We start from the raw sequence: 13,134 nt of genomic DNA on the forward strand, positions 1-13,134 counted from the left end.
GGAAGGGCAAGTGATTCTTATAACAAAGATGAAATTAGTAAAAAAGCCGATGCTTGCATATTTTATGGATGGTACCACATCGACTAAAGCTTTAGTTGAAAAAAGGATTAAGTATTTTAAACAGATTACAAAATATAATAATGACGTTTTATATAAAAGTATCCCATCTAGTGAAGGGATTGTTACGATTATCTATTCTCAATCCTTAACAGATAGCAAAACTTTAGAAATAATGGTTTTAATTCCTTTAGCAAATTATATTCATCAAATACACCAAGTGGCAGAAAATATGAATCCCTTTGATATTGATGAGATTACACAAAAACTTGCGACAGGTGAAACGTTATTATACTTCCATGAAACAAACCAACTGTTAAGTATTCATACGTATAGTGTAAAGGAGAGGGAAGTAACTACTTCAGAGATGGAGAGTACATTCATTGGCCCTCAAGATGTATTTACTGAATCGATACAGACAAACCTTTCGCTTGTTAAAAGACGAATAGTTAATCCAATGCTTAAAGATGAAGACCTAATAATAGGAAGCGTTACAAATACGAAAATCACTATTCTATATATAGAGGATTTAGTAGATAAAACTGCTCTCCAGCAATTAAGGAGTCGCTTAGCCAGTCTTGATTATCCTAAGTTCTTTGATATTTCTATTCTTATGCAATTAATAGAAGATAATCCGTATTCACTATTTCCTCAATATTATATGACTGTAAAACCGGATACCACGTCACATTATCTTGCAGACGGCAGAATAGTTATCTTAATGAATAACAGTCAAGCAGCTCTTGTATGCCCAACCTCCTTTTTAGAAATGTTCATTAGTGCTGAGGATTATTATAACCGCTGGCCATCTGCTAGCTTAGTTAGATCTCTTCGATTTTTTGGTTTTTTCTTAACCATTATGCTTACTCCAACTTATATATCCGCATTAACCTTTCACCAGGAGGTTCTTCCTTATGAGCTCCTATTAAATCTTCAAGAATCTAGAATGAAAGTGTCTTTTTCTCCTCTGTTTGAGGTGTTATTTATTGAACTAATTGTAGAGGTATTAAAAGAAGCAGGAGCAAGGATGCCGGCAAAAATTGGGCAAACGATAGGGATTGTTGGAGGTATTGTTATTGGTACTGCAGCGGTTGAAGCTGGCCTTGTAAGTAATATTTTAATCGTTATTGTGGCTACTTCTGCCCTGTTGTCCTTCCTTCCACCAGTCTTCCATATGAGTAATACGAGCAGGACTATTCGTTATGTCTTTATACTTTCAGCTGGTATTTTTGGTTTGTTTGGTCAAATGCTCGCATTTGCTTGGCTAATTGCCCACTTATTAAGAGTAAAATCCCTCGGTACACCTTTTATGTCAACCGTCATACCGAGAAGGATGTCTGACTTGATGGATAGTGTTGTACGTTTTCCAATAGCTTTCTTAAAGAGGAAAAGCGGAATTTCTCGTTCCAAAAAAAGAAGTATATAGGTAGGTGAACATACCTGAGTGCTAACAAAGAGAGTTTAAAAGGCTATCATGTCATTTTTTTGGTACAGAGTATTATGTTTGGTACAGGAGTTCTATCACTACCTGAAAGATTGAGTAGTCTTGGATACAGCCAGGCTTTGATGCCAATCCTCTTTGGAATAATCGCGAGTATTTCTATATGGCCAATGATCTGGATATGTTCAAAATATCACTCAAAGAACTTATTCGAAATCAATGAAGAAATATTAGGTAAACATTTGGGGAAATGTATTAATGCCTTTATAGTCATTCAGCTAATCTTGTTAGCAACTGCGAAGGTCAGTAATTACGTACAACTGATTCAAAGTACAGCTCTCCAAGAGCAAACTACAAGCATACCTCTTATTTTAGTTTTGCTATTGGTATTATATATCGTGAATGGTGGTATAAAAAATGTTGCTAGATTTTGTATAATGGCATTTTTTATAACAATACCAATGGTGTATTTTCTGAAATGGTCTATAAATAAAGGCGACATAAGCCATGTTTTTCCTGTGTTCAATCATAGTTGGAATGATTTTTTTGTGGCATTTGACCAAGGCTTTAATACTGTACTCGGATATGAGGTAATATTAATATTCTTTCCTTATATTATTAATAAACAAAAAGCTTTTAAGCATGCATTAATAGGTATTTGGATTAGTGTATCTTTGTTCTTTTTGACCACGCTGGTAAGTGTTATGTATTTTTCTGAATGGCAGCTAAGTAATGTTCAGTACTCTGTTTTACATCTATTTAAAGCAGGGGGATTTTCTTTTGTGGAGAGAATAGATATTTTTGGTATTACCTTGTGGGTATTTTTAGTGCTTTCATCTGTGTCAGGATATATCTGGGCTTCCATGAAAGGTGTAAATTCTATTATATCCAAAAGAAAAAGTTCCCACGTTTATATAATAGCTACCACCATTTTCGTAATCCTCACGCTACCGCTATCCCATGACAATTTAGAAAGGGCTTTTATTGTAAGTTATAGAATTGGTTATGGTTTATTGTTTTGGCCGATTATTTTAATTTTGATTCATTCATTTAAGAAAAAGCAGGTGGGATCATGAGTATAAAAAACCTTTTAATATTCTTAATAGGAATGACTCTGTTGGCGGGCTGTAATTTGAATGAAAAAAAGGTGCCAATTGAAGGGATTGATATGGTAGGGGTAATGGCATTTGACTACGAAGATGATGGTAACTATAAGCTTACTGCAGCCATTCCTCAAAAATCAAAATATGCTAATGAAAGAACACAAATATATACAACTACAACAGATCTAGTCACAAGTGGAATGGTTGATATTGAGAAAAAAACAGAAAAAAAAGTAGTTTTAAATCAATTGCGTGTTATTTTGATTAGTGAGGAGTTTGCTAGTAGCGGTATGGTTGTGGAAGTTGTGAAGCATTTGTATCGGAATACACAAGTAGGAAACGAGGTTTTACTAGGCATCGTAAAAGGTAGTGCAGAGGAGTTAATGAGAGGTAATTATTCTGATAAAGCAAGCGTCATAAATTATGTTAGTGACCTACTCCAGCCAAGTGTGAACTTAGCCTTTAACCCAAATACAAATATTCACGATTTTATGTATACACAAACTAATCCTAATTTTGATCCAATTATACCTGTAATCGAACAAAAAGGAGAGAAGTTAGAGTTAACCGGTGTCGCGTTGTTTAAAGATAAACGTATGGACAAAATACTGAAACCAGAGGATGCTCTATATATTCAAGCAATACAAGGAAAGAAAAAACTATCTCCATTTACTTTAAAGGTATTTGAAAGAGATACGCTATTGCTTGATTTCATTGATAACAGTGTAAAAATTACAAGTAATAAAAGCTTAAATTCTCCAAAATTAAAAATTAAACTTAAAATAGAGGGGACGATGTCTGAGTATAAGGGGAAAAGAACGACTTTTCAAGACCCAGATAGCATGGAAAGATTAGAAAAAGAAGCAGAAAAGGTTCTAGAGAAGAAAATAAATGATTTCTTATTGGAAATGCAAGAATTGGAGGTAGATCCGATTGGGTTGACGGAAAATGTTCGTAGACATTATCGGGGCAAGTGGGATGTAGAGCTTACACGTAAAACCATTCATAAAATGAAATGGGATATTGAGGTCGATATGTCTATTTTAAGTACAGGTGTACTTCACTAGAAAATAATTAGGAGGACATGAATATCAAGTCCTCCTGATTAAATACTATTTATTTTTTCTAGATGAATGTCTCAGCTCTGCAAATTCTCGAGCAAATTCTTCTCGGACATCCTTAGGTTTAATCTTCATATTCTTTGGTGTCTGAGGTAAGGAACCAGTGTTATTACTACTTCCCTTTTTGTCGTCTCTACCCATGATGTGATACTCCCTTTCTAAAATTTTTCTCTTTATTAAGATGAGAAGAAAAGGTAATTTTACTCCTGGGAATAAAAATTATTTAGTAATCATTTTTCCTTTCTCTTGTTCCATTACAGGTGGAATGTAAGCTAATGACGATCTAAAATTTAATTCAAAGGTAGTTCCGACACCTACCTCGGACTCTACATGAATATTTCCATTCATTGCACGAATAACACTAAAAACAACCAATATACCTAGACCAGTTCCTTGGTTCCCTTTTGTAGAGTAATACGGCTCTCCTAAACGGTTGAGTTGCTCATCTGTCATTCCCGAACCGGTATCCTTAATAGTAATAACAACGTTGGAAGGTGTAGCTTCTGTCCCCACGGTTAAAGTCCCTCCTGAAGACATAGACTCTATTCCGTTCTTCATAATATTAACTAAGCTTTGATGAAATTTTTGGCTATCACCCATAACTATCGATTCCTCTGTGAAATCTGTAATTATTTCAACGGATCTATTTTGTGCCAGTGGTATTAGCATTTGTATGACTTGATTTAACGCCTTATTAACAAGAATAGTGTTTTCAGTTTCTGGATCAACTTTAGAAATTGTAAGATAATCTTGAATAACTCTTTCAGCTGACTGAAGCTCACTTTTAACGATAGTTAAATACTCCCTTTTTGTGTCTGCTGGAATTGAATCGTTATGCAATAGTTGAACAAAACCTATAGCAGCAGTCAATGGGTTGCGTATTTCATGAGAGATAGCTGCGCCCATCTTTTTTACAACTCCTTGCCTTTCTAAAGTTACAAGTTGCTGTCTGTAGATTGTAAATTTATCAACCTCCTCTAAAAAGTAGGTGATCATCCCTACCCCTAAAGGTTGTAAAAATAAAAATGCAAAACTTACATCAAGTAAGGCATACCCATCTAACATAAAAAGCAAAGGGGTAGTTTGGTAGATTCCAATGATAAAAATAAATCCTATAGCTATCATAACTCGCTGTTCCCTATTTTTTCCTAAAAACCAAGGGTGTATTTTCCATAAGATTAGAGAGAAAATAGCATAATATGATACTGTTACCCAAAATCCTAAATCTATTCCAAAAAAAGAACGGATAATAATTGCTGTTAGACCAAAATAAGGGCCAAGACCAATATAGAGTGCGCCAATTACAAAAGGAATATTCCTAAGATCTAATAAGATGCTATCAGTTAAGGAGTAGCTAAATCCATAGCAAATGATGAGGCTGGTGAAGCAATAGAGCGTAGCAATGAATTGTACTTTTTTCGTATTTTCAAGCCAAATCAAGCTGAAAAAAAGTAATACTATTAAAAGAGATAGGTTGAAAAAAAAATGTAGCGTCAGCTCCATAGTATTACCTCTTCTCAGAAAAATTGATGTGAATAGATTAAAACTTTACCAGAATATATATGAAGCTTTTTGTTTGCGGAAGGTAAAGTAATAAGTAGTTTCCTGTTCGGTTCTCTTTGTTCGAACAGTTCCTTTTATGTTTCTTATAATTCCGAAATCAATGGATGTGTCTAGTACTTTAGATTCCATTTGATTTTCTGTGGTAGGGCTAGTTATTGTAATAAGAATATTGGTTTTAGTCTCCTTAGTTGTGATAGATATAACGCCTCCATCTGTTAAGGAAACTATATTATTTTTAATGATATTTATGAAGGTGTGCTGGAACTTTGCACGGTCTCCGTCTATTAAACTAGTAGACGATAAATCAGAGACTATCTTAACTGAATAATAGTTGGCTAATGGTTGTAAAAGCTTTAGAACAATAGGGAGTTCCTCTTGGATATTTATTTCTTTCGTATGTTCCGTTATAGGCTTAGAATAGGTTAAATAATCTTGAATAATTTTCTCAGCCAAATCAAGTTCGTCTTTTAAAATAGCAAGGTATTGCTTGCTTTTTTCAGAATCTAGGGGTTCTCTAGTTAATAATTCGACAAATCCAATTGCAGAAGTTAAAGGATTTCTAATTTCATGTGATATAGCCGCACCCATTTGTTCTACCGCTTCTTTTTTTTCTACTTTTATTAAAAGCTTCCTTTGGGTATTAATTTTTTCAAAGGCTTCAATAATATATGTAATGATGGCAATGCCAAGTGGTGGAATAACTATATATGCTATATATAAATCTAAAGTATGTGCGCTCCCACTAGTGTTTAGTACAATAAATAATATAAAAAGGCTCATAATAAGAGCTAAAAAGGAGGAACAAATTATACGATATTTAGATTTTAATCGCATAAAATAAGGAGATAATATCCATAAAGCAATACTTAGTGTGCCATTGATCGTAAGGGTCATATAGAAACCTAAATCTATTCCATGTAGACCTCTTAGTAAAATGACGATTGCGCCCAAAATTGGACTCAACCTAAAATAGAGGCTTCCTATAAGTAAAGGGACTATTCGTAAATCTAACATTAGTTCATCCGTTAAATGATAGGAAAACAAATAGCACAGAAGTAATGTAATAACAAAAAATATTAAAGAGGTTTTTTTTCTTTTAAGCAGGCTCCCAGGTTTTCTTAAGTTAGTGAAACAAAGGAAAAATAAGATGATAATTAAGGATAAATTGAATAGAAAATTAACGGTAATAAGCTCCAATTTAATACCTCATCTCACCTTAAGATTATAAATTTATATTATCTTTAAATCGAAGGGTATTCAAGTTTTTATTTAATTATTTGGAAAATTTAATAAAATGAAAGTAAATAAAAACCAGATCTATAAGCTAGATCTGGTTTTTACTATAGACTTTCTTTATTAAAAAAAGAAATTAGCTGCTTATTGGTAGGAGCTTGGATTTTAAACGTTAGCTCTCTATCACCGCTATTTTCGATACGTGGGATGATGGATTCTATTACATGGAACTTCCAAAAAGATGGCTTACTTTTCGTACTTTTTTCGGTATCCGAAGTCATCATTTTACGTTGGAAGGGATGTAATTTACACATAAGGAATTTTTCTTTTAGACGTATGAGTAAATATCCTTCGTCTGTTTCAGGGTTAAACTTTTTCATAAGTGATTCACCTAGTTCAAACGTATTTGATTTATTTTGAACTGATGGTGAAATGACGAATATATTTCCTTTACGAAACACGGAAGTATTAGAAACTTGTTGTAGACCTAACTCGTTGATTAAAAAATCGAGATTTACTTGTGATGCTTCACTAGCGACTGACATAAAGTAGTGCCTCCTTTACAAATCCACAAACTCATTACTATTAAGTATACCCCATTTTCTCATTAATATCTTAAGTTAAGCATAATAAAATTAATAATTTACTGATTTTTCGTAAAAAAAACCAAAAAAAATATAAAAATAGCCTTCCTACTAAGTATATTTTGAGCAGAAACACTTAATTCCTATATTGTAAAAATTTTTATAGTAGAACAAATTAAATGAAATGAATTTTACACGAAAACATATTAAAGTACGTTTACAATAAAAATGTAAAACTTTTTTTCAATTAGTCTGTCTAATTAATAGGGACGTAGAAATGGGGTGATGGTTTGAGCGAACAACTGTTATTAGTAAAAAGAGCGATAAAGGGGAATGAGGAAGCTTTTTTGGACTTGATGCATGTGCATCAGGAAGCATTATATAGGACTGCTATATCCTTTTTAAAAAATGAAGAGGATGCATTGGAGGCTGTGCAAGAAGTTACCTATAGAGCCTTTAAACATATAAGAAAACTGAAAGAGCCAGCGTATTTCAAAACATGGATCATACGGATTATGATGAACTATTGCCAGGATGAAATTCGAAAAAGTAAGCGTGAGTTAGTTGAGGATGACTTACTACACCTAATTGGAGTAGAGGAGAATTTTACCTTTCTAGAAATAGAAGAGGCACTTACACATCTGACTGACTACGAAAGAGAGCTACTCCATCTCAAATACTTTGAAGACATCAAAATTAAAGATATTGCAATCATGTGGAAGACACCAGAAGGGACGATTAAAACTAGACTACATAAGGCACTTCGCTCATTACGACACCAATTTGAAGGGAAAGGGGAGATGAAACGTGTTTGAAGAGGAAAAACAAAAATTGGAGAAAAGAAAATATGTAATCAACCAGGTAGATGTTCCAGTGGATAGGGTACACATGTCCGTTAGGAAGGGTTTTGAAAAAGCAAAACAAGAGAAAAAAAGAAAGAGAATGATTGTGAAGCGCAGTATATTGTCCATTGCTATGGTAGCCATTTTATTCATAGCATTTGTAACCTCGGTAAACGTTTCTCCAGCCTTTGCCAACAAAGTGTCAGCGATTCCAGGAATGGATAGAGTAGTAGCCCTTATCCAAAATGACAGAGGTCTTGTAGCAGCGGTAGAACATGACTTTTATCAACCGATTAATGCTTCTCAAACTCAAGATGGAATTACGGTTACGTTGGATGGAGTGATTGTTGATGAAAATGGTATGGTTATTTTTTATACCGTGGAATCGAAGGAAAAGGATTTGAGTGAATTAGGATATAAATATTGGCGAGTGAAGTCAAATAAAAGATCACCATATGAATATAGTATGGAAATCGGTAATAGCTTTTATCCTTTAGCTACAGAAAAGGGATTGAAGGGTTTCAGCTCTAGTCATCGTATAGAATCTAGGTATAAGTCAAGTCTGCCTCCTGAAGGCCATAGATTAGAACTAGGAATTATCAATGGTGATAAAATTGAAAACTTTAAATTACCCTTTTCCTACGAGAAAATAAATAATTTTGAGAGCAAAACTTTTACCGTTAATAAGGAAGTAGAGATAGAAGGGCAAATAGTAGAACTGAAATTTATCGTAGTAGATCCGACTGGAATGAAAGTATTTTTAGAGACAAAACCAAGTAATACAAAAAAGCTTTTATATGGTGCATTCAATAATATCCGATTAGTAGATGAAGAAGGCAGAGAATGGTCCACGCACGCTGATAGCTATTATTGGGAGCAAAACAAATTTACGGTTTCCGTGCCTGATAGCTTTTATTTTTATAGTCCTAAAAAACTTACGATAAATTTTGGGAAAGTGGCTGCAATCGATAAAGACGAGGCTTATTTACTCATTGATACAAATTTATCTAAGTTTATAAAGCAGCCAAAGGATTCTATCTTCTCAGATTTAAAAATTGAAAAAAATCAAGTTAGCTTTGTTATCGATGCAGATAGAAACAAAGAGTTCGTCTATTTTCCAAAAATAACAAATGAAAGGGGAGAGGAGTATACATTTAAGTATGACGACAGTCCCTATTATCCAAGCTCTCAATATGTGACTAGCTCTTTTACAGATCTCCCAGATGGGAAAATAAAATTTGAATTTCAAATTCCACCAAATAGCAAACAGGTTAGATTGGACTTAGATTTTTATCCTTCTTGGATTGAGGATGAAAACGTAAAGGTTGAAATAGATTTGCAAGATAAATAAGGAAAGTGTAAGTTGCCAATGACTGATAGCGGGTCTCAGGGGTTGATAAAAGCTAAACAAGAGTAAAGTAAAAAGACAGTAAATCAACTTTGATTTGCTGTCTTTTTAAAAGTAGGAAATATAAATGACCTTAGTTTTAATATAGTTTTGATTTTATATCAATACATTTCTATTTGACCTACCTGATGAATTTTAAAATCCATATATCCATTAGGCTGCACGATAAAATACATTCTATTTTCCCCAGAAACTAGAGGTCCTTTGTAGTCCTTTTCAAGCTCAACAAAAACCGTTGCGACAAACTCTACGTGGTATGAGCCCCTGTCTACCTCTTTTAGTTTAGATAACTCCATTTTTTTAATACCCTTCTTAAATTTGCTAACATCAAAATAGGATGTTGGCAGCAACTGATTTTGAGCAATTGAAGAATTTGTCGTTAGATTGGCAAATAGAGTGTGAATTGGGTTGATTTTATCTGGGATATTAAGGTCAACCACTGGTTTTTTATTCACTCTCCAACCTATGTTTTCAACGAATTGGTATTCTACAATGTACATGATCTTATCGATAGATTCTCCTAGAGGAACCGTTATCCGATATTTAACTTTGTTTTTTTCTTTTTTAACAATTTCTGCATTCGCTTTTCCCCAGTCCTCGAGGGAGCCAATGTCAGTTTCTTGTTGTGCAAGCTTCCCTTTATATTCTATGATTTCTAAATCTTCTATTAGCTGTTCAGCTATTTGAGAAGTCATTGTTTGAGTTAGATAGGCCATAAGTTCACCTTTAGTATCAATCTTACTGGATAAGTAACGGTAAGCTAAGTCATTAAAAAGGAATGTATTATATTCCCGATTCTGATACCCCCCTCCACTACTTATAAATAGATATGCTTCATGATATTTAGCCGCTAAGTCAATTGCTACTTTGTCAGTTAGGTAATGGTTATTTTGTGTAGCTGACTGAACAGTTGGGTTTTTGGTTTGTGCCTCTGTAGCATTTACAAAGGAAGTATTTAATAGACTCAGGGCCGTAAATGCAATTAAAAACTTTGTAGTTTTAGTTTTCATCCTAATTCCTCCAATTTGAGTTTGTTAGAGCTATAAATATAAATAGTTGAAAGGGTATTTTGTTGAGATTATAGAATAGGAGACTAATAAATATTATGTAGAGGGAGCAAAGATTATGTCTGCTGACTTAAAAGAAGCTTATGGAAATTACTTAATCCCGAAAGAAATCTTACAGCTCATTCAGCTAGAGGAGAACCTTAACAAGGAAGATTTATCGTTAAGTATGATCGGATGCATACCAGCCACCGAGCTGTCGCCTTACTCAATTACACCGCCTGATTTAATACCCTTTGCAGAAACTGGAGGGGATGGCATTCACTTTGGTTTTTTGACTGACTTTCATAAAGTTGGAGATGTAATGGAAGCTGCTATTGTATGCATATCACCTACTAACGACCCACCAGTTCGTTACTTGGCGAATAACTTCTACGAGTTTATAAGTCTAGTATGTTCCGTACCCCATGTGGAGTTGCTTGAGCAATTAGCTACTATTTCAAATAAAGAACAAGAAAAGGCTATATTAGAAGAATATATGGCCGAACTACCAAGTTCATGGAAAATAAAACAAGAAAAAGTCTTCTCAGCATTAAAAGGCATCTATCCAGAAGGAAAAAAGGTAGATATTATAGCTACTATTTCCGCAGCAAAAGAAAAAAGGATGGAAAAAATAGTTATCGAAACCTTTGATGGTTTAGGAGTTGTAGGTGAAACTGGTGGGAAAAGATATGAATTTTTGGAGAGTAGAATAAGTGATTCAAAAGAGTTATTAAGAATGCATCAATTTCTTCAAGAGGCAACTTTGGAAGAAAAGCAGGCTTTTATTAGGGACATACAGTACTGGTATATAGTCGATCCAGATTACAACTATGAGATTTGGTCGTTAGTTCAAGATGTAATCCGGACGTTTAATAAGTGAGTTCATAACATGCTGGGATTTTGGCACTAGAAAAGACGTCATAATATAAAAGATTACATGGAGATAGCTAGCTCGTATCTCACCCTAAAGCGTGCTGCGTAACGAAAAACAATAGCTCCTTCCATTTTTTAAAGTAAAAGGAAAGGAGCTTTATTTCTTCTATCTGGTTGTCTCAGCCTCATTGTCTCTAGTTAGGTAAAGGATATTTTATAGCATTCTTTTGTATTTTCTTTTTAGCTGCTTCCTTTAAATCTATGTCTAATAGGTTTGCGAGTTGTAGGAGGTAGATTAGAACATCTGCCGCTTCTTCTTCAATGCCTTGTTTGTCGTTTGCTATAGCTTCTTCTGGGGTACGCCATTGAAAGTGCTCTAATAGTTCACTAGCTTCTAAAGATATAGAGATCGCGAGACTACGAGCATCAGTATTGCGAACCCAACCTCTTTTTTGGTTAAACTCCAAAATTTCTTCTGTTAATTCCTTCATATTCTTCTGCCCCTTTTGTAACCATAAAATGGTTTAAATGTATTGTATGTCTACCATTATTATAGCCAAGCTGATAAACAAATGGTCTATAATCTTTTAAACATAGCGGCTTATATATTGATATAATATTGAACTATACATAATGCGATTGAGGGGAGATATATGAATCTAAAAGGAGTTTTGCTATTAATATTCTTATTTCATACTGTAGTAAACGCAACTAGGCCAGTCATTACACTCTCAGCCGACGAGTATGGGGCATCTATTTGGATCATTGGTATTCTAACCTCTACATTTGCCTTTTTACCATTAATATTTTCAATTCATGCCGGCAAAATAATAGATAAAATAGGAGATAGGCTCCCTATTATTATCGGGTTTGTTAGCCTTATAGCCGGTATGATTGTTCCTGCTGCTTTTTCTACTATATGGTCTTTGTTTGCAAGTCAGTTACTGTTAGGGATAGGGAATATAAGTATACCTATTGCCTTACAAAATCAGTTAGGTCACCAAACGACTAAGAAAAACAGAGATTATTATTTCAGTATGTTCAGTTTGTGTGTTGCTTTTGGAGCTGTAGTAGGTCCTCTCATGGGTGGATACTTATCTGAACATATATCCTTTCAAATTGTTTATATAGTATGCGTGGGGATAGGATTAGCTGGTATTATCTTTTCTTTAAAAATCCCTAAGGCAGAGCAACAAATACATAGGAAACCAACTAAAATGATTGACTCTATAAAGCTATTAGAAAGCCCGTTAATAAGAAGGGCATTGTTCTCCAGTGCCTTAGTTCTTTATTCAAAAGACATCTTTGTTGCCTACTTTCCGTTATTAGGAAAGCAAATGAACTTGTCTACGTCTACAATAGGTTGGATCATAGCGCTCCAGGGATTAGCAACCATGTTTGTACGTTTTGTTTTACCAAAGCTTTTAGAAATATATAAGAGGGAATTTATCTTATTCGTATCCATATTTGTCGCAGGGATTGCCTTTTTATTGTTACCTTTGACAAGCTCCGTTCTTGTAATTGCTTTTCTTGCTATTATGATGGGGTTAGGCTTAGGGTGCGGACAGCCAATCTCCATGACAACGACTTATAATGCATCTCCACCAGAAAGGACAGGGGAAGTTTTAGGACTACGAATAACTATAAATCGCTTATTTCAGCTAATTGCTCCAGCTTTTTTTGGTGTAATTGGAGGCTCTGTTGGAATGGCAGGCGTGTTTCTTTTTAGTGGTGTTTTTCTAGTGGGAGGATCGTTGTTGTTTAAGGGGAAGAAAGGTGAAGATTAAAGCTGTTGGTAAACACTAATCTTTAGTAGAGGTTAGTGTTTATTATTTCCAAAAAAACAATATTATTGTATAGTTT

Annotated in this window: 13 protein-coding genes; 7 read left to right on the top strand and 6 right to left on the bottom strand. The window is 34.1% G+C overall.

The window, feature by feature from the left end; genetic code table 11:
• Nucleotides 1–10 precede the first annotated feature (10 nt).
• From NSQ95_RS02065 to NSQ95_RS02075, 3 genes are read left to right on the top strand one after another with little or no spacing between them, the layout of a single operon-like run.
• Nucleotides 11–1,483 carry a spore germination protein gene (locus tag NSQ95_RS02065; RefSeq protein WP_340886853.1) on the top strand — a complete coding sequence of 491 codons (1,473 nt, stop codon included), beginning with the start codon at nt 11–13 and terminating at the stop codon, nt 1,481–1,483.
• Nucleotides 1,484–1,536: 53 nt separating this feature from the next.
• A complete protein-coding gene (locus tag NSQ95_RS02070; protein WP_340886982.1) occupies nt 1,537–2,574 on the top strand; it encodes a GerAB/ArcD/ProY family transporter in 1,038 nt (345 codons plus the stop codon).
• Complete coding sequence (locus NSQ95_RS02075) at nt 2,571–3,668, top strand: Ger(x)C family spore germination protein (protein ID WP_340886855.1); 1,098 nt, start codon at nt 2,571–2,573, stop codon at nt 3,666–3,668. The genes NSQ95_RS02070 and NSQ95_RS02075 overlap by 4 nt, the downstream gene beginning before the upstream one ends.
• A 45-nt stretch (nt 3,669–3,713) precedes the next feature.
• On the opposite strand, the gene NSQ95_RS02080 is transcribed toward NSQ95_RS02075, so the two are convergent.
• From NSQ95_RS02080 to NSQ95_RS02095, 4 genes are all read right to left on the bottom strand, one after another.
• Nucleotides 3,714–3,863 carry a YfhD family protein gene (locus tag NSQ95_RS02080; RefSeq protein WP_169359095.1) on the bottom strand — a complete coding sequence of 50 codons (150 nt, stop codon included), beginning with the start codon at nt 3,861–3,863 and terminating at the stop codon, nt 3,714–3,716.
• Between the two features lie 78 nt (nt 3,864–3,941).
• On the bottom strand, nt 3,942–5,225 hold the full coding sequence (locus NSQ95_RS02085) for a HAMP domain-containing sensor histidine kinase (RefSeq protein ID WP_340886858.1): 1,284 nt from the start codon (nt 5,223–5,225) through the stop codon (nt 3,942–3,944).
• 45 nt (nt 5,226–5,270) lie between these two features.
• The gene (locus NSQ95_RS02090; RefSeq protein ID WP_340886860.1) at nt 5,271–6,248 is read right to left on the bottom strand and encodes a HAMP domain-containing sensor histidine kinase; all 978 of its coding nucleotides are present in this window, start codon (nt 6,246–6,248) and stop codon (nt 5,271–5,273) included.
• A 377-nt stretch (nt 6,249–6,625) separates the two neighbouring features.
• On the bottom strand, nt 6,626–7,063 hold the full coding sequence (locus NSQ95_RS02095) for a hypothetical protein (protein WP_340886863.1): 438 nt from the start codon (nt 7,061–7,063) through the stop codon (nt 6,626–6,628).
• Nucleotides 7,064–7,392: 329 nt separating this feature from the next.
• On the opposite strand from NSQ95_RS02095, the gene NSQ95_RS02100 reads away from it, so the two are divergent.
• On the top strand, nt 7,393–7,917 hold the full coding sequence (locus NSQ95_RS02100; protein ID WP_340886865.1) for a sigma-70 family RNA polymerase sigma factor: 525 nt from the start codon (nt 7,393–7,395) through the stop codon (nt 7,915–7,917).
• The gene (locus NSQ95_RS02105; RefSeq protein WP_340886867.1) at nt 7,910–9,295 is read left to right on the top strand and encodes a DUF4179 domain-containing protein; all 1,386 of its coding nucleotides are present in this window, start codon (nt 7,910–7,912) and stop codon (nt 9,293–9,295) included. The genes NSQ95_RS02100 and NSQ95_RS02105 overlap by 8 nt, the downstream gene beginning before the upstream one ends.
• 158 nt (nt 9,296–9,453) lie before the next feature.
• Here the strand turns inward: NSQ95_RS02105 and NSQ95_RS02110 are convergent, their stop codons facing one another.
• Complete coding sequence (locus tag NSQ95_RS02110) at nt 9,454–10,362, bottom strand: DL-endopeptidase inhibitor IseA family protein (RefSeq protein ID WP_340886870.1); 909 nt, start codon at nt 10,360–10,362, stop codon at nt 9,454–9,456.
• Nucleotides 10,363–10,477: 115 nt separating this feature from the next.
• Between NSQ95_RS02110 and NSQ95_RS02115 the strand changes: the two genes are divergently transcribed.
• The gene (locus NSQ95_RS02115) at nt 10,478–11,278 is read left to right on the top strand and encodes a hypothetical protein (RefSeq protein WP_340886873.1); all 801 of its coding nucleotides are present in this window, start codon (nt 10,478–10,480) and stop codon (nt 11,276–11,278) included.
• Nucleotides 11,279–11,465: 187 nt separating this feature from the next.
• On the opposite strand, the gene NSQ95_RS02120 is transcribed toward NSQ95_RS02115, so the two are convergent.
• On the bottom strand, nt 11,466–11,792 hold the full coding sequence (locus NSQ95_RS02120; RefSeq protein WP_340886985.1) for a nucleotide pyrophosphohydrolase: 327 nt from the start codon (nt 11,790–11,792) through the stop codon (nt 11,466–11,468).
• Between the two features lie 132 nt (nt 11,793–11,924).
• On the opposite strand from NSQ95_RS02120, the gene NSQ95_RS02125 reads away from it, so the two are divergent.
• Nucleotides 11,925–13,058: an MFS transporter gene (locus NSQ95_RS02125; protein ID WP_340886875.1), complete on the top strand. Its 1,134-nt coding sequence runs from the start codon at nt 11,925–11,927 to the stop codon at nt 13,056–13,058.
• Nucleotides 13,059–13,134 lie beyond the last annotated feature (76 nt).

Origin of the sequence: Psychrobacillus sp. FSL W7-1457, assembly GCF_038593405.1 — a bacterium.
GTDB lineage: Bacteria > Bacillota > Bacilli > Bacillales_A > Planococcaceae > Psychrobacillus.

What these genes read in the sequence shown, in the direction of transcription:
- NSQ95_RS02075 (WP_340886855.1), top strand. Translation starts at nt 2,571, where the DNA reads ATGAGTATAAAAAACCTTTTAATATTCTTAATAGGAATGACTCTGTTG.
- NSQ95_RS02080 (WP_169359095.1), bottom strand. Translation starts at nt 3,863, where the DNA reads ATGGGTAGAGACGACAAAAAGGGAAGTAGTAATAACACTGGTTCCTTA.
- NSQ95_RS02085 (WP_340886858.1), bottom strand. Translation starts at nt 5,225, where the DNA reads ATGGAGCTGACGCTACATTTTTTTTTCAACCTATCTCTTTTAATAGTA.
- NSQ95_RS02095 (WP_340886863.1), bottom strand. Translation starts at nt 7,063, where the DNA reads ATGTCAGTCGCTAGTGAAGCATCACAAGTAAATCTCGATTTTTTAATC.
- NSQ95_RS02110 (WP_340886870.1), bottom strand. Translation starts at nt 10,362, where the DNA reads ATGAAAACTAAAACTACAAAGTTTTTAATTGCATTTACGGCCCTGAGT.
- NSQ95_RS02115 (WP_340886873.1), top strand. Translation starts at nt 10,478, where the DNA reads ATGTCTGCTGACTTAAAAGAAGCTTATGGAAATTACTTAATCCCGAAA.
- NSQ95_RS02125 (WP_340886875.1), top strand. Translation starts at nt 11,925, where the DNA reads ATGAATCTAAAAGGAGTTTTGCTATTAATATTCTTATTTCATACTGTA.